15 protein-coding genes are annotated in these 14,674 nt (G+C 73.7%); 8 read left to right on the top strand and 7 right to left on the bottom strand.

Annotation, left to right across the window (positions count from 1 at the left end):
* Window positions 1–41 precede the first annotated feature (41 nt).
* Window positions 42–1,157: an alpha/beta hydrolase-fold protein gene (locus ACE1OC_RS10610; RefSeq protein ID WP_407836819.1), complete on the bottom strand. Its 1,116-nt coding sequence runs from the start codon at window positions 1,155–1,157 to the stop codon at window positions 42–44.
* 186 nt (window positions 1,158–1,343) lie between these two features.
* On the opposite strand from ACE1OC_RS10610, the gene ACE1OC_RS10605 reads away from it, so the two are divergent.
* The 6 genes from ACE1OC_RS10605 to ACE1OC_RS10580 all read left to right on the top strand — a co-directional run bounded on the left by ACE1OC_RS10605 (window position 1,344) and on the right by ACE1OC_RS10580 (window position 6,936).
* Window positions 1,344–1,556, top strand: a complete 213-nt coding sequence (locus ACE1OC_RS10605) for an MbtH family protein (RefSeq protein ID WP_389689455.1) — start codon at window positions 1,344–1,346, stop codon at window positions 1,554–1,556.
* 221 nt (window positions 1,557–1,777) lie between these two features.
* Window positions 1,778–2,446, top strand: coding sequence for an isochorismatase family protein (locus tag ACE1OC_RS10600; protein ID WP_407836818.1), 669 nt, complete (start codon window positions 1,778–1,780; stop codon window positions 2,444–2,446).
* 98 nt (window positions 2,447–2,544) lie between these two features.
* A complete protein-coding gene (argC, locus tag ACE1OC_RS10595; protein ID WP_407836817.1) occupies window positions 2,545–3,582 on the top strand; it encodes an N-acetyl-gamma-glutamyl-phosphate reductase in 1,038 nt (345 codons plus the stop codon).
* Window positions 3,579–4,730 (top strand): bifunctional glutamate N-acetyltransferase/amino-acid acetyltransferase ArgJ, encoded by a 1,152-nt coding sequence (gene argJ / locus ACE1OC_RS10590; protein WP_407836816.1) that lies wholly within the window; start codon window positions 3,579–3,581, stop codon window positions 4,728–4,730. Before argC ends, argJ begins: the two co-directional genes overlap by 4 nt.
* A 35-nt stretch (window positions 4,731–4,765) precedes the next feature.
* A complete protein-coding gene (gene argB / locus ACE1OC_RS10585) occupies window positions 4,766–5,755 on the top strand; it encodes an acetylglutamate kinase (RefSeq protein WP_407836815.1) in 990 nt (329 codons plus the stop codon).
* A 47-nt stretch (window positions 5,756–5,802) separates the two neighbouring features.
* On the top strand, window positions 5,803–6,936 hold the full coding sequence (locus ACE1OC_RS10580; protein ID WP_407841525.1) for an acetylornithine transaminase: 1,134 nt from the start codon (window positions 5,803–5,805) through the stop codon (window positions 6,934–6,936).
* Window positions 6,937–7,031: 95 nt separating this feature from the next.
* On the opposite strand, the gene ACE1OC_RS10575 is transcribed toward ACE1OC_RS10580, so the two are convergent.
* The 4 genes from ACE1OC_RS10575 to ACE1OC_RS10560 all read right to left on the bottom strand — a co-directional run bounded on the left by ACE1OC_RS10575 (window position 7,032) and on the right by ACE1OC_RS10560 (window position 10,177).
* A complete protein-coding gene (locus ACE1OC_RS10575; protein ID WP_407836814.1) occupies window positions 7,032–7,559 on the bottom strand; it encodes a GNAT family N-acetyltransferase in 528 nt (175 codons plus the stop codon).
* An 82-nt stretch (window positions 7,560–7,641) separates the two neighbouring features.
* Window positions 7,642–8,370, bottom strand: a complete 729-nt coding sequence (locus ACE1OC_RS10570; RefSeq protein ID WP_407836813.1) for a 4'-phosphopantetheinyl transferase family protein — start codon at window positions 8,368–8,370, stop codon at window positions 7,642–7,644.
* Complete coding sequence (locus tag ACE1OC_RS10565; protein WP_407836812.1) at window positions 8,367–8,597, bottom strand: hypothetical protein; 231 nt, start codon at window positions 8,595–8,597, stop codon at window positions 8,367–8,369. Before ACE1OC_RS10565 ends, ACE1OC_RS10570 begins: the two co-directional genes overlap by 4 nt.
* Complete coding sequence (locus ACE1OC_RS10560) at window positions 8,594–10,177, bottom strand: amidohydrolase (protein ID WP_407836811.1); 1,584 nt, start codon at window positions 10,175–10,177, stop codon at window positions 8,594–8,596. The genes ACE1OC_RS10565 and ACE1OC_RS10560 overlap by 4 nt, the downstream gene beginning before the upstream one ends.
* Window positions 10,178–10,317: 140 nt before the next feature.
* Here ACE1OC_RS10560 and ACE1OC_RS10555 point away from each other — a divergent pair, with 140 nt between their 5' ends.
* Entirely contained in the window at window positions 10,318–11,913 is a 1,596-nt protein-coding gene (locus tag ACE1OC_RS10555; protein ID WP_407836810.1) for an NnrS multi-domain protein, read from the top strand.
* Between the two features lie 9 nt (window positions 11,914–11,922).
* On the opposite strand, the gene ACE1OC_RS10550 is transcribed toward ACE1OC_RS10555, so the two are convergent.
* Entirely contained in the window at window positions 11,923–12,372 is a 450-nt protein-coding gene (locus ACE1OC_RS10550; protein ID WP_250742902.1) for an Lrp/AsnC family transcriptional regulator, read from the bottom strand.
* Between the two features lie 136 nt (window positions 12,373–12,508).
* On the opposite strand from ACE1OC_RS10550, the gene ACE1OC_RS10545 reads away from it, so the two are divergent.
* On the top strand, window positions 12,509–13,519 hold the full coding sequence (locus tag ACE1OC_RS10545) for an asparaginase (RefSeq protein ID WP_407836809.1): 1,011 nt from the start codon (window positions 12,509–12,511) through the stop codon (window positions 13,517–13,519).
* A gap of 169 nt (window positions 13,520–13,688) precedes the next feature.
* On the opposite strand, the gene meaB is transcribed toward ACE1OC_RS10545, so the two are convergent.
* Window positions 13,689–14,672: a methylmalonyl Co-A mutase-associated GTPase MeaB gene (meaB, locus tag ACE1OC_RS10540; protein ID WP_407836808.1), complete on the bottom strand. Its 984-nt coding sequence runs from the start codon at window positions 14,670–14,672 to the stop codon at window positions 13,689–13,691.
* Window positions 14,673–14,674: the final 2 nt, after the last annotated feature.

Here is a 14,674-nt window from a genome sequence, read left to right as displayed (position 1 = left end):
GGCGGATCGCCGGGCACCCGGGCCCCTTTGCCGTCGGGCGGTCAGGCCAGCGCCCAGGCGACGTCCCTGAGCAGGGCCTGGCGCCAGCCCGCCCGGTCGTGGCCCGAAGCCGACCGGGACACCCGTACGGTCGCACCGGCCTGCTCCGTCAGGGCTTCGACCAGTTCGCAGTGGGGCTGCATGCGCGCCTCGTGCTCGCCCAGGTCGAACGCGATCCGCAGCCCGGCCGGGGCGGGGCGTTCGCGCAGCCGCGCGGCGATGGTGCCGCCGCGCGGACCGCCCAGCGGGTCCGGCAGGTCCGAGGCCTCCGGGGTCCACCAGAACGACCCCGACTGGCAGGCGACCCGGGACACCAGCTCCGGGAACTCCAGGGCCGCGTACATCGCGCTCAGGCCGGCGAGGCTCTGCCCGGCGACCACCAGCCGGCCGAGGTCCGCGGGCACCCCGCTGCCGGCGACCAGCGGCAGCAGTTCGTCCCGTACCGCCTCCCACAGCTCGGGCCGGCAGCCGAACTCCGCCTGCCGGTCCTTGGTGGGCAGGAACACCAGCGTGGCCGGGGGCATGTCGCCGGCGTCGAAGGCCGCGTCGAAGGCCGTCATGGCCGGGTGGAGGTACAGCCAGTCGTCCCCGTCGAGCAGCAGGACCACCGGTCCGCCGCCGCCCACCGGGTGGACCCGTACGGTGCGCTTCCCGCCGAGCCGCTCGCTCGCCCAGCGGATCCGGGTGCGCGGCAGGGGCAGTACGTCGTCGGCGCCCACGGCCGGCCAGTACGGCTGGGGCGGAGCGTCCGGGGTGGCCACGACGGAGCGTTCGCCGCCCGCCCGGACCGGGTTGAGGGGATCGGCGTACGACGATCCGTCATCGGCGAGGAACCGGTAGGTCACTCGGAGCCGTGCGGGCATGCGCACTTCGGCGTACCAGCAGTCCGTGTCGCGCCACCGGAGCAGCGCCACCGGATCCGACCAGCTCTCGAAATCGATGACCGTCGGGCTGCCGCGCCAGAGGAACAGGGTGACCCAACCGCCGTCGCCCGAAGGCGCGGACGCGGGAGCCGCGGCCGCCCAGAACTCATCGGTGCCGGGCGTGCCGGGCAGGTCGAACGCGGCGAAGGGGCTCTCCGAGCCGTCCTCGGCCAGGATCCGTTCGAGTGCACGCATCGGTGCCTCCTTGTGAGGGGGAAGGGGAAACGTTAAGCTCTATAATTAGGCGAGCCTAACCTAAGTGGTTGACTCTCTTCATTCCCGATCGACCTTCCCCACGGGCACGGCGCCCGCTGTCGGACTGCGCGCGCCGCACGCCGACGCCATCCGCCGGTCCCATCGGGCTCCTGGAGGAACCCCAGTATGAGCACCAACCCGTTCGACGATGCCGACGGCCGCTTCCTGGTCCTGGTGAACGACGAGGGTCAGCACTCCCTCTGGCCCTCCTTCGCCGACGCTCCCGGCGGATGGACGGTCGCCCTCGCCGAGACCACCCGTGAGGCGTGCCTCGAGTTCATCGAGTCGAGCTGGACCGACCTCCGCCCCCGGTCCCTGGCGACGGCCGTCGAGGCCTGACCGGGACGGCCCCGGACGTGCCGCGCCCGCGCCGCGTCCGGGGCCGCCCCGTGTCCGCCGGGCGGGCCGGCCCGGCGGCTCTCGGTGCAACGGGCCCGCGCGTGTGGCCGGTTGTCGACGGATCGCGTGAGCGGGGCAAGGGTCGGTTAGGTTAGGCTAAGCTAACTCCGTAGGGGCTCCGTGTGGAGCCGCACGCACGGCATCAGGGGAAGGGGATCGTCATGGGCCTGCCTGCCATCGGCTCCTACCCCATGCCCGACCGCGCCGCCCTGCCCCGCTCCTGCGCGTCCTGGGCCATCGACCCCGGCCGCGCCGCCCTGCTGGTCCACGACATGCAGAACCACTTCGTCGGGGAGCTCCCGACGGACAGGTCCCCGGTCGTGGAACTCGTGGAGAACATCACGGCCCTCCGCGCCCTCGCCACGGCACTCGGCATTCCCGTCGTCTTCACCGCCGAGCCGGCCGCCCAGCCGCCGGGCCAGCGGGGACTCGCCGCGGACGTCTGGGGGCCGGGCATCGGCGACAGCGCCGACGCCGCCGCGATCATCCCGCCGCTCACCCCGCGGCCGGGCGAGCGCGTGCTGGCCAACGTGCGCCAGAACGCCTTCCTCCGCAGCCACTTGGGCAGGCTGCTGCGTTCGGAGGGACGCGACCAGCTGATCGTCTGCGGGGTCCACGCCCACCTCGGCGTCCTGCTCACCGCCGCGGACGCCTTCATGAACGACATCCAGCCCTTCGTGGTCGCCGACGCCGTCGCCGACCTCTCCGCCGAGGAGCACGCGATGGCCCTGCGCTGGGCGGCCCGCAGCGCGGTGGTGTGCACGACCGAGACCCTGCTCCGCGAGCTGCTGCTCGGCGGCGGGTCCCGGGACGTGCGCAAGGACGCCTGAGCGCACCCGCCCGGCGCCCGGACCGCGGCGCGCCCGCCTGCGGTCGGTCGTCCGGTCGCTGATGGGGCACCCAACGAACCGAGAGAGAGCGGAAGAACATGACCGTACGGGTCGCGGTGGCCGGTGCCAGCGGCTACGCGGGCGGGGAGCTGCTCCGCCTGCTGAGCTCGCATCCCGCCGTGGGGATCGGTGCGTTGACCGCGCACAGCAGCGCGGGGCGCCCGCTGGGGACCGTACAGCCACAGCTTCCGGAGTTCGCCGACCGGATCCTCCTGGACACCTCCGCCGCCTCCCTGCGCGGCCACGACGTGGTCTTCCTCGCCCTGCCCCACGGGCAATCGGGCGCCCTGGCCGCCGAGTTGGAGCCCGGTACCCTGGTCGTGGACTGCGGAGCCGACTTCCGGCTGCGGGATGCGGCGGCCTGGGAGCGGTTCTACGGCAGCGCCCACGCCGGCACCTGGCCCTACGGTCTGCCGGAACTGCCGGGAGCTCGCGCGGAGTTGAAGGGTGCCACCCGGATCGCCGTTCCCGGCTGCTACCCCACCGCGGTCACCCTGGCCCTGTTCCCCGCCTACGCGGCGCACCTGGTCGAGCCCGAAGCCGTCATCGTCGCCGCCAGCGGAACCTCCGGCGCCGGACGCGCGCTCAAGACGCACCTCCTCGGCACCGAAGTGATGGGCTCCATGAGCCCGTACGGAGTCGGCGGCGGCCACCGGCACACTCCGGAGATCGCCCAGAACCTGTCCCGCACGGCGGGCGCGGACGTGACGGTCTCCTTCACGCCCACCCTGGCGCCCATGCCCCGGGGCATCCTCGCCACCTGCTCGGCCCGGCTGAGCCCGGCCGCGGAGGCGCTCGCGGAGGACGACGTGCGCGCCGTGTTCGAAGCCGCGTACGCCGACAGGCCGTTCGTGCGGCTGCTGCCGCCCGGCCAATGGCCCACCACCGCCGCCGTCCTCGGCTCGAACACCGCCCAGGTGCAGATCGCCGTGGATCCGCACGCCCGCAGGTTGATCTGCGTGAGCGCCATCGACAACCTGACGAAGGGCACCGCCGGTGGCGCGGTGCAGAGCATGAACATAGCCCTCGGCCTGCCGGAACGGCTGGGCCTGCCCATGAATGGAGTGGCTCCGTGAGTGTGACCGCCGCCCGGGGATTCCTTGCCGGCGCCGTGCGCGCCGGCATCAAGGAGTCCGGTGACCCGGATCTGGCCCTGGTGGTGAACCGGGGCCCGTCCCGCGCCGCCGCCGGTGTCTTCACCTCGAACCGCGTACAGGCCGCGCCCGTCCGCTGGTCCCGCCGCGCGCTCGCCGACGGGCGGATCTCCGCCGTCGTCCTCAACTCCGGTGGCGCGAACGCCTGTACGGGCCCCGGTGGCGCGGAGGACGCCCGGGTGATGGCGGAGCGCACCGCGCTGGCCGTGGAGGTCACCCCCGACGAGGTCGCGGTGTGCTCCACCGGCCTCATCGGCGTCCGGCTGCCGATGGGCCGGGTGACGGCCGGCATCACCGCCGCCGCCGACCGGCTGTCGCCCGAGGGCGGCGAGGAGGCGGCCGTCGCGATCAAGACGACGGACTCCGTCCACAAGACGGCGGTGGCCTCCGGACCCGGCTGGACGGTGGGGGGCATGGCGAAGGGCGCCGGGATGCTCGCCCCCGGCCTCGCCACCATGCTGGTCGTCCTGACCACGGACGCCGACGCGAGCGCCGAGGTGCTCGACGCGGCGCTGCGCGAGGCGGTGCGCACCACGTTCGACCGGGTGGACTCGGACGGCTGCATGTCCACCAACGACACCGTGCTGCTGCTCGCCTCGGGCAGCTCGGGCATCGCGCCCGGACCCGCCGAGCTCACCGCGGCCGTGCACACCGTGTGCCGGGACCTGGCGCTCCAGCTGGTGGCGGACGCCGAGGGCGCGTCCAAGGAGATCGAGGTGGCCGTCGTCGGTGCGGCCTCGGAAGCGGACGCCGTGGAGGTGGGCCGCTCGGTGGCCCGCAACAACCTCCTCAAGTGCGCGCTGCACGGCGAGGACCCCAACTGGGGCCGGGTGCTGTCCGCGATCGGCACCACGTCGGCCGTCTTCGACGCGGACCGGCTGGACGTGGCGATCAACGGCGTCTGGGTGTGCAGGGACGGCGCCGCAGGAGAGCCGCGGGACAAGGTCGACCTGTCCGGCCGCCGGATCGCCCTCACCGTGGACCTGCGCTCCGGTGACTCCTCGGCCGTCATCTGGACCAACGACCTGACGGCCGAGTACGTGCACGAGAACAGCGCCTACAGCTCGTGAACGGGGTCGGGATGACGGCGGAGACGACGACGCACATGCAGACGCAGACGCAGACGCAGACGCAGACGCAGACGCAGAGGCAGACGCAGAGGCCTGAGCAGGCCAAGGCGCAGGCCCGGGTGCCGGCCGCCGTGCCGGCCCCCCGGGACCTGCCCTGGCTGGAGCAGCTCCAAGGCCGGACGGTCGTCGTCAAGTTCGGCGGCAACGCCATGGCGGACCCGTCCGCGCACCGGACGTTCGCCCAGGACGTCGTGGAGCTCTGGCACGCGGGCCTGCGTCCCGTCGTCGTCCACGGCGGCGGGCCCCAGATCAGCGCACTGCTCGACCGGCTCGGCCTGGAGGTGCGCTTCGAGGCCGGGCTGCGGGTGACCACGCCGGAGACCATGGACGTGGTGCGCATGGTGCTCACCGGCCAGGTCCAGCGCGAACTGGTCGGCGCCATCAACGTCCACGGGCCGTTCGCCGTGGGCCTGTCGGGCGAGGACGCCCACACGATGACCGCCGTCCGGCGCCCGGCCTGGGTGGACGGGCTGCCGGTGGACATCGGCCAGGTCGGCGACATCGTGGACGTGGACGGCAGCGCCATCGCCGCACTGCTCGAGCAGGGCCGCATCCCCGTGGTCTCACCCGTCGCGCGCGGCGAGGACGGCCAGATCTACAACGTCAACGCCGACCTCGCGGCCTCGGCCCTGGCCGTGGCCCTCGGGGCCGACCGGCTCGTGGTGATGACCGACGTCGAGGGGCTGTACGCGGACTGGCCGCACAGCACCGAGGTGATCGACCGCCTGACGGCCGGTGAGCTGGACGCCCTGCTCCCGGAGCTCGCCAGCGGCATGCTCCCCAAGATGGAGGGCTGCCTGCGCGCCGTACGCGCCGGCGTCGCCCGGGCGCAGGTCATCGACGGCCGGGTGCCGCACGCGCTGCTGCGCGGAGTCTTCACCGAGGACGGACCCGGCACCACGGTGGTGCCGGACGAGGAGCCCGGCCCGCAGGGGCCCGGCGGCGACGAGGGGGACGGCGCGTGACCGCCGACGGCACGACGACACCGCTCGCCGACCGCTGGCGCGCGGTGATGATGGACACCTACGGCACCCCCGAGCTGGCCCTGGTCAGGGGCGAGGGCAGCACGGTCTGGGACGAGGACGGCCGCGCGTACACGGACTTCACCGGCGGGATCGCCGTCAACGCGCTCGGGCACGCCCACCCGGCCCTGGTGTCGGCCGTCCAGGACCAGGTGGCCCGGCTCGGCCACGTGTCGAACCTGTTCGTCTCGGAGCCGGCCGTCGCGCTGGCGGAACGGCTGCTGGCCCTGCTGGACAGGCCGGGCCGGGTGTTCTTCGCCAACTCGGGCGCGGAGGCGGTCGAGGCCGCCTTCAAGATCGCCCGCCGGACCGGGCGCCCGCACCTGGTCGCCACGGAGGGCGGGTTCCACGGGCGCACCATGGGGGCGCTGGCCCTCACCGGCCAGCCGCCCAAGCGGGCCCCCTTCCTGCCGCTGCCCGGAGAGGTCACGCACGTTCCCTACGGGGACGCGGAGGCGCTCCGCGCGGCCGTCACGGAGCACACGGCCGCGGTGCTGCTCGAACCCCTGCAGGGCGAGGCCGGAGTCGTCCCGGCACCCCGGGGCTACCTGCGGGAGGCCCGCGAGATCACCCGCGCCACGGGTACCCTGCTCGTCCTGGACGAGGTGCAGACCGGGATCGGCCGCACCGGCCACTGGTTCGCGCACCAGGCGGAGCCGGGAGCGGAGCCCGACGTGATCACCCTGGCCAAGGGGCTGGGCGGCGGCCTGCCGATCGGCGCCACGGTCGCCTTCGGCGCCGCCGCCGGGCTGCTGACCCCCGGTCAGCACGGATCCACCTTCGGGGGCAACCCGGTCGCGTGCGCGGCCGGGCTCGCCGTCCTGGAGACCATCGAGAAGGAAGGGCTGCTCGAGCATGCCACGCGGGTGGGGGAGCGGCTGAGGCGCGGCATCGAGGCACTGGAACACCCCTTGGTCCGCGAAGTGCGGGGCGCCGGCCTGCTCCTGGGCATCGCCCTCGCCGAGCCGGTCGCCGCACGGGTCCAGCGGGCCGCGCAGGACGCCGGGTTCCTCGTGAACGCCGCGGGCGCGGGCGTCGTACGGCTGGCTCCCGCCCTGACGCTGCCGCAGGAGCGGGCCGATGCCCTGGTGGCGGCGCTGCCCGCCATCCTCGACGCCGCGTAGGACCGGCGGCCGGCGACGGGCGACGGGCGACGGCGGCACGGCTCGGGGCGGGTCCTTCAGGGGGCCCGCCCCTTCGTCTTGGCGGTTCTCGCCGCCTACAGGGCGCGGGACAGGACGCGCGCACCCCGGCCGGGGTCCAGGGACTGCGCCCAGTCGGCCGGCGCCAGGCTCGGGCAGGCCGGGAGGAACCCGTGGCGGAGGAAGAGGCGGCCGCTGCCGGTGGTCGCCGTGAACAGCTCGGGCAGGGAGCGCGTACGGGCCCGGGCGAACGCCGCGTGCAGCAGGCGGGCGCCCATGCCCGTGCCCTGCCGGTGGGCGGCGACGCAGAAGTTGTACAGCACGCCGGCGGCGGGGTGTTCGCGCAGACCGAGGCAGCCTTCGAGGGTCCCGTCGGGCGCCTGGGCGACGAGGAAGTCGGACGCCCGGGCCAGGTAGAGGGAGAGCGGGCGTTCGCGCAGCGCCCCCGCGTGGACGAACGGCCGGGAGAGGGCGGCGAGCGCGGGGCCGTCGTCCCGGCGGGCCGGGCGCACCGAGAACCCGGGGACCTCGCGCCACCGGGGTGCGGGGGTGCGGGGCGACAGGGTGGCGTGCGCGGCGGCAGGGGGCAGCGTGGCCGTGGTCAAGGTGTTCCTTCCTCGGTTCCGCCGCGTGCGGGTGCGGGGGCAGGGCCTCCCGGCGGAACGGTCGAGGTAAGGTTAGCCTTACCTAGTTAGAGGAGCCAAGTCGGCGCGTACGGACGGCGCGTGCGGCCACGTAGCCGGGAAAGACGGGCACGTCGGTGACGGTCCAACCCGGCGGAGCCGAGGCGGTGGCGCCGGTGCCCACGTAGGTCAGGGTCGGGTTTCCGCCGAGGCCGATGCCGACTCCCTTGAGGTAGGCCTCCTTCCGGGACCAGCAGCGGGCCACCGCGGCGGGGCGCTCGCCGGCCGGCAGCGCCGACAGCTCGGCGCGCTCGGCGGGATGGAGGACCTCCGCCAGTTCGGAGGAGACCTGGGCCGCCAGCTCGGGGGCAGGCCGCCGCTCGACGTCGACGCCGACCGGACCGTCCGCGAAGGCCACCAGTACGGCGTCCCCCGCGTGGGACAGCGAGAAGTGCAGCGGTGCGTCGGTCACGGCCGGCCGGCCGTGCGGTGCGCCGCAGCCGGGGCAGGGCTCGCGGAAGAAGCGCACCTGCGCCGGGTCCCGGCCGAGCCGGTCGCCCAGCAACTGTCGCAGCGCGACGTGCGCGACCCGGTACTGGTCACGGTCGGCGGCACGCCTGAACCCCTGGAGCCGGGCCCGCTCGGCATCGTCGAGCGTCCCCTCCAACTCCCGCGCCCGCTCCGCGTACAGGCTCACGCGCACCGCCCACAGCCCCGGCGCGGGCGAGCTGAGCCAGGGCTGCGCAGGGTCGTCCGTACGGGTGGCCGGGGCCGGAGCGGGTGCGGCCGTCATCCGCACGGGCGGCCGGGGTAGTCGACGCCCTCGGGGACCCCGGCCTCGCGCATCCGGCACAGGACTTCCCCGAGGAGCGCGTCGTCCACGTCCACGGGCATGTTGAACTCCCGGTCGAAGACGAAGGAGTCGCCCGCGCCCGCGTGCCAGATCACCCAGCGCGGCGGCATCTCGGGCGCCTCCCACAGGGGGGAGAACCGTTCCAGGACGTTCACCTGACTGCTCACAGCTTTCCTTCGTCCGTAGCTTCGTATCCGTCGACACATGTCGCCACGACCTCGATGGCGCCGATCCGGGAGGGATCGACGTACCGCGGGTCGTCACCCAGGACGACCAGGTCGGCGCGCTTCCCCGGGGCGAGGCTGCCGGCGCTGTCGTCCCACCGGCAGGCGTACGCACCGGCGACCGTGTAGGCGCGCAGCGCCTCCTCGACGGTGATCGCCTCGTCCGGCCCGATCGGCCGCCCGGAGGCGGAGGCGCGCTCGACCATGAACTGGATCGCCCGGAGCGGGGCCCCGTCGGTGACGGGCCGGTCCGAACTCCCCACGAGGGTCACCCCGTGGTCCAGGAACCCGCGCCCCCGGTACATCCAGGGGGCCCGCTCCTCACCCATCACGTCCGCGTAGTCGTCCCCGAAGGAGTGGAGGAAGGTCGGCTGGACGACCGCGCTGACGCCCAGGCGCGCGAAGCGCGGGAGCTGGTCGGGGCGGATCAGTCCGGCGTGCTCGATCCGGTGCCGCGCGTCCGGGCGGGGCAGCAGCCGCTGTGCCTGCTCCAGCGCGTCGAGCGCGAGGTCGGCGGCGCGGTCCCCGATGGCGTGGACGGCGAGCTGCCAGCCGGCGAGGTGACCGTCCACGATCAGCCGGGTGAGGCGCTCGGGGTCGTCCTGGAGCTGGCCGGTGTGGTCGGTGCCCGCGTACGGGGCCGTGAGCGCGGCGGTACGGGCCATCATGCCGCCGTCGGTATAGATCTTGAGCGCGCCCAGCGACAGCCAGTCGTCACCGAATCCGGTGCGCATGCCCAGGTCCAGGGCGCGGGGGAAGCCGTCCTCCCGGTGTGCCTCGCGCGGCCGCAACGTATCGCCGGCCGGCATGAGCTGGACCCGCAGCGGCAGCCTTCCCTGGTCCCGCAGCAGCTGGTAGGCGCCGAGTTCCACCGGGCTGTGACCGAGCAGCCCGCCCCCGATGCCCGCCTCGGCGACGGCGGTCACGCCCTCGGCGAGGCAGGTCCGGGCCGCGCGCTCGACGGCGTCGGCGATCTCGGCCTGCCCGTACGGCAGCCGCAGCCGCCGCGCGGCGGTCATGGCGGCCTCGGCGAGGAAGCCGTCCTGGTGCGGGACTTCGGCGGGCAGCAGCCCCAGCACCGCACTGTTGACGACGCACCCGTGGCCGGAGTCGTGCATGAGGAACACCTTGCGCCCACGACTGACCGTATCCAGCTCGGCGGCGGTCAGATGTCGCCCCAAGGCCCGCTGGTCGTAACCCATCACGTCGACCCAGGCACCCTCCCCGCCCGCCGAGCGGGAGACCGCCTCCGCCACCACCGCCAGCACGTCCTCGACCCGCTCGCACGGGGCGACGCTCGGGGTGCTCTGCTTCAGCCCGGTCCAGGCCAGGTGCACATGACTGTCGATGAACCCGGGCAGCACGGTGGCGCCCTGCAGATCGACGACCTCCCGGGCGGGCAACGAGGCCACGTCCTCATCGAGCCCCACGATCCGACCCCGCCAGATCCCCAGCTCACGGGCGAAGGGACGGTCCGGGTCCATGGTGATGATGTTCGCGTTCGTCAGCCTCGAACTCAGCATGGGTAGTACAACTCCCCCTGGAGGCGGCGCGCATGGAGACGGGACGGGGCGGGGGGCCAGGGTCGCGCCCTATTCGACTTAGGTGACCCTAACCGTAAATTCGACGGTCGGTCAATGTGTGGTGGGCGAGAGGGGGGCCGGTGCAGGGGAAGCGATACGACCAGCGGGTACTGGTACTGGTCGAGGTGCGGGGCGGGCAGCGCGACTGGGACGAGGCGGAACGGGCCTTCGGTGAACGGGACTGGCCGGTCGTCACCTCGTTCGCGCGGGGCGAGGGGTTGTCCGGGGGCGTGCTGCGGGCCGATCCCTCGGCCAGGATGTACTCCGTCGAAGTGCGGTTCTTCGGAGCCCGCAACCGGCGCACGGGCCGGGCCGCGGTCTGGCAGGTGGAGCGCCTGGCGCGGGTGAAGCGGCTGGAGCTGTACGCCCGGCACTGCGAGCCGATGGACCGTGACAGGGAGAGCCTGACCACCTGGTGGGCGCACACCACGGCCCACCGGCCGCCTCGGGTGCCTGCTCCGAGGCCTCTGACGCCGATGGCGAAGCTGCGGCGCGCGGCGGCGGTGGCACGCGCACGCTTCACGGAGCGGCGCGGGTACCACGACACCGGCACGGTGGTGACGGGTACGGCGTCGGAGGCCCGTCGGCTCTCGCGCATGGGCCTGCCCGGCGCGTCCGCTCCCGCGTCCGCCACCGACGTACGGGTGGCCTCCCGCGGGACGGCCGGCCACATCGTGCCCCACCGCGAGGACGATGCCCGCCGCAGGGCGTACCGTCTCGGTGCCCGGCTCCTTGGGATGGGCTTCTGTGCGGTGGTCGCCCGGGAGCAGAGCGGAGTGTGGACGTGGGTGTGGGCCGGGGCGGCGGTGCTGTGCTTCCTCGCGGGCGCCCGACTGGCGCGAGGCTTCTTCGTGTCCGAAGCCCGCGCGGGGGGCCTCGTCGTGTGGAGTCTGGCGGCGGCGTCCAGCCTTGTCGTCTTCCTCGGCACGGACAGCGGGGGCAGCAGGGACTGGACCCCGCGGGGGATGTTGTTGGTCTTCGCCGTACTGGCGACGGCCGGAGGCATCTGGCTCCTGGTCCGGCAGTGGACCTGGGGCGAGTGGCTCACCTGGGCGGTGCCTCTGGTCTTCGCGGCCGTGGCGTCCCTCGTGGTGTCCTCCGGATCGGTGCTCCACGCGATGTACGCGGACAGCCTCGACCTGATGCCCGCAGACCTCGACGTGCCGGCGATCTGGCAGGCCGTATCGGCGGTGAAGCTCACGATCCTGCTGAGCTCCGTCCTGTTCGTACCGGCCCTGTGGGGCATCGCGAAGCATGTGCACGTTCCGGGCGTCAGCCCCGTCGACCGGTTCAGGGTCCCCTTGTACGTCGGCGCTCAGGCGACCGTGGTGGTGCTGTGCGTCGCGGGGGTGCTGGACTCGGTGGGCGCCGCAGTGGGGGACTTCCGCGCGGCGGCGGTCCGGAAGGCAGGGCTGCCCTCCTACTTCGGGGTGGAGCCGGAGTGGACCTGCGTCGAGCCCACCGTCCCCGCGACGAAGCTCGGCACCCGGGGCGGCGTCCTCCGTCCGGAGCGCCCGTACGTCTCCTTCGGTGAGGCGGGCGGGGCGGTCTCCCTGTGGGACGAGCCCACAGGGAAGTCGCTGCAGATGCCGGCCGAGCAGGTGCGCCTCGTACCGGTGGCCGACGGGACCGTCCGGTGCGCCTTCTCGTACGAGAGCCTGCCGAAGGGCGACTGATCCCGATCGTCAGACCGGCAGGCCCGTCGGTTCCTTGATGCGTTTCATGATGATCTGGGAGTTGACCTCCGTGACGCCCGAGAGGGCCGTCAGCTGTTCGATCCAGAGGCGTTCGTACGCGCGGAGGTCCGCCACCGCGATGCGCAGGAGGCAGCCGGGGCTGCCGAAGAGGCGGTAGGCCTCGATGACGTCGGGGATGTCCTGGAGGGCCGCTTCGAAGGCTTCGACGGCCTCGCGGTCGCGGCGGACCTCCACGGAGACCAGGACCTCGAAGCCGCGGCCCACGGCTTCGGGGGAGATCACCGCGCGGTAGCCCTGGATGATCCCTTCCTCTTCGAGCTGGCGGACCCGGCGCATGCAGGGGGAGGGGGTGAGGCCCACGCGCTGGGCGAGCTCCTGGTTGCTGAGCCGGCCGTCGGCCTGGAGCTCGCGCAAGATTTCTTTGTCGATCGCGTCCATGGCGCAATTATCGCTCAGGTTTTGTTGCGGGGCTGGGTGAAATCGCAATCGTATTGCGCGTAGATCGGCCTACCATTGCCGTTTGTAGAAAATCTGTGCGGGCCGTTTCGGGCTGTGTGAGGGAAGGGTCGGGGTCATGGGACGCATCGTCGTGATCAGTACGGGCGGGACGATAGCCAGCCGCTGGCAGGGTTCCGGTTTCGCGGCCGATGCGGACGGGGCCGAGGTCATGGCCACCGCGCCGCTGCCGGAGGGCGTGAGCGTCGAGGTCGTTGACCTGTTCAGCGTCAACAGCCCGCGGCTGACCACCGCGCACCAGCTGACCCTGCTGCGGACCGTGCACGAGGTGCTCGCCGACCCGGGTGTGGACGGGGTCGTCGTCACGCACGGCACCGACACGCTGGAGGAGTCGGCGTTCCTGCTGGACCTGCACCACCATGACGCGCGTTCCGTGGTGTTCACCGGTTCGCAGCGGCCCATGGGGGCGGCGGACGGGGACGGTCCCGGCAATCTCTACGATGCCCTGCTGACCGCGTCGAAGACGCGCGGGCTCGGCGTCCTGATCACGTTCGCGGGCCGGGTGCACGCGGCCCGCGGGACCGTGAAGGCGCAGGCGGTGGCGCTCGACGCCTTCGCCGACCCGTCGAAGGAACTGCTGGGGAAGGTCGGTTTCGGCAAGGTCACCGTGCTGCGGACGCCGGTGCGGCCGGAGCCGCTGCCGTTGCCCGCGATGCCGGAGGCGCCGGAAGGGCCGCCGCGGGTGGACGTCGTCGTGCACCACGTGAGCGGTGACGCGGTGCTGCTGAACGCCGCGGTGGCGGCGGGGGCGCGCGGGATCGTGCTGGTCGGGACGGGCGCGGGCAACGCGACGCCGGAGGTCGTCGACGCGGTGAAGGCGGCCGTCGCGGACGGCGTGATGGTGGCGTTGACCACGCGGGTCGCGGCCGGGCCGGTGACGGAGATCTACACCCACGGGGGTGCGGTGGACCTGGTCGCGGCCGGGGCCGTGCCGACGGGGACGCTGCGGGCGCCGCAGGCGCGGGTTGCCGTGCTGGCGGCGTTGCTCTCCGAGGGGGATGCGGAGGAGCGGGGGCGGGTGCTGCGGCGGGTGCTGGCCAGTGGCGGGTCCGTGCTGGTTCCCGCCTGACCCCGAGCCTGAGCCCGGCGGGGCCGGGAGCGCCGTTGCGCGGGCTTGCTCCCCGCCCCGCCCTTTCGCCGTTTCCCGGGGCTCCGCCCCGGACCCCGCGCCTCAAACGCCGGCGGGGCTGGAAGTAAGCGCCGGCGGGGCTGGAAGTAAGCGCCGGTGAGGCTGGATCTCAGGAGTCGGTGAACGCCGCCAGGAGGCGGTCCGCTGCCAGGGTCGGGGTCAGGGTGCCCGCCCGGACCTCTGATTCCAGGGTGGGGGCCAGGTCCCGTACCGCCGTGTTCGAGCGGAGGCGTTCCAGGAGTTCGTCGTGGACCATCGACCAGGTCCACTCCACCTGCTGGGCCGCCCGCTTCGACGCCAGGCGGCCGCCCGCTTCCAGGAGCACGCGGTGCTGTTCCAGGCGGTTCCAGACCTCCTCCAGGCCCGTGGATTCCCGGGCGCTGCAGGTCAGGACCGGCGGGGTCCACGCGGCGTCGGCCGGGTGCATCAGGCGCAGCGCGCTCGACAGTTCGCGCGCCGCGGACTTCGCGTCGCGCTCGTGCGGGCCGTCCGCCTTGTTGACGGCGAGGACGTCGGCCAGCTCCAGGACGCCCTTCTTGATGCCCTGGAGCCCGTCGCCCGTGCGGGCGAGGGAGAGGAGCAGGAAGGAGTCGACCATCCCGGCGACCGTCGTCTCCGACTGGCCCACGCCCACCGTCTCGACGAGGACCACGTCGTAGCCCGCCGCCTCCATCACGATGATCGATTCCCGGGTGGCCTTCGCCACCCCGCCCAGCGTCCCCGCCGAGGGGGACGGGCGGACGAAGGCCGCGGGGTCCACGGAGAGGCGTTCCATGCGGGTCTTGTCGCCCAGGATGGAGCCGCCCGTACGGGTGGAGGACGGGTCGACGGCCAGGACCGCCACCCGGTGGCCCAGCCCCGTCAGCAGGGTGCCGAACGCGTCGATGAAGGTGGACTTCCCGACACCCGGAACCCCGCTGATGCCGATGCGGCGAGCCCGCCCCGAGTGGGGCAGGAGTTCCGTCAACAGGCTCTGGGCCAGGGCCCGGTGCGCGGGCAGGGTGGACTCGACGAGGGTGATCGCGCGCGCGACGAACGCGCGCTTCCCGTCGAGTACGCCCTTCGTGTAGGCGGTGATGTCGATCCGGGGCACGG

This window comes from Streptomyces stoeckheimensis (assembly GCF_045822005.1).
In the GTDB taxonomy this organism is placed as follows: domain Bacteria; phylum Actinomycetota; class Actinomycetes; order Streptomycetales; family Streptomycetaceae; genus Streptomyces; species Streptomyces stoeckheimensis.
The sequence above is the reverse complement of the archived record's forward strand: the minus strand, read 5'-3'. Positions and strand labels throughout refer to the sequence as shown.

Bases quoted from the DNA above. Each gene is read 5' to 3' on its own strand.
- ACE1OC_RS10610 (WP_407836819.1), bottom strand. From the start codon at position 1,157: ATGCGTGCACTCGAACGGATCCTGGCCGAGGACGGCTCGGAGAGCCCC.
- ACE1OC_RS10605 (WP_389689455.1), top strand. From the start codon at position 1,344: ATGAGCACCAACCCGTTCGACGATGCCGACGGCCGCTTCCTGGTCCTG.
- ACE1OC_RS10600 (WP_407836818.1), top strand. From the start codon at position 1,778: ATGGGCCTGCCTGCCATCGGCTCCTACCCCATGCCCGACCGCGCCGCC.
- argC (WP_407836817.1), top strand. From the start codon at position 2,545: ATGACCGTACGGGTCGCGGTGGCCGGTGCCAGCGGCTACGCGGGCGGG.
- argB (WP_407836815.1), top strand. From the start codon at position 4,766: ATGCAGACGCAGACGCAGACGCAGACGCAGACGCAGACGCAGAGGCAG.
- ACE1OC_RS10580 (WP_407841525.1), top strand. From the start codon at position 5,803: ATGATGGACACCTACGGCACCCCCGAGCTGGCCCTGGTCAGGGGCGAG.
- ACE1OC_RS10570 (WP_407836813.1), bottom strand. From the start codon at position 8,370: ATGACGGCCGCACCCGCTCCGGCCCCGGCCACCCGTACGGACGACCCT.
- ACE1OC_RS10560 (WP_407836811.1), bottom strand. From the start codon at position 10,177: ATGCTGAGTTCGAGGCTGACGAACGCGAACATCATCACCATGGACCCG.
- ACE1OC_RS10550 (WP_250742902.1), bottom strand. From the start codon at position 12,372: ATGGACGCGATCGACAAAGAAATCTTGCGCGAGCTCCAGGCCGACGGC.
- ACE1OC_RS10545 (WP_407836809.1), top strand. From the start codon at position 12,509: ATGGGACGCATCGTCGTGATCAGTACGGGCGGGACGATAGCCAGCCGC.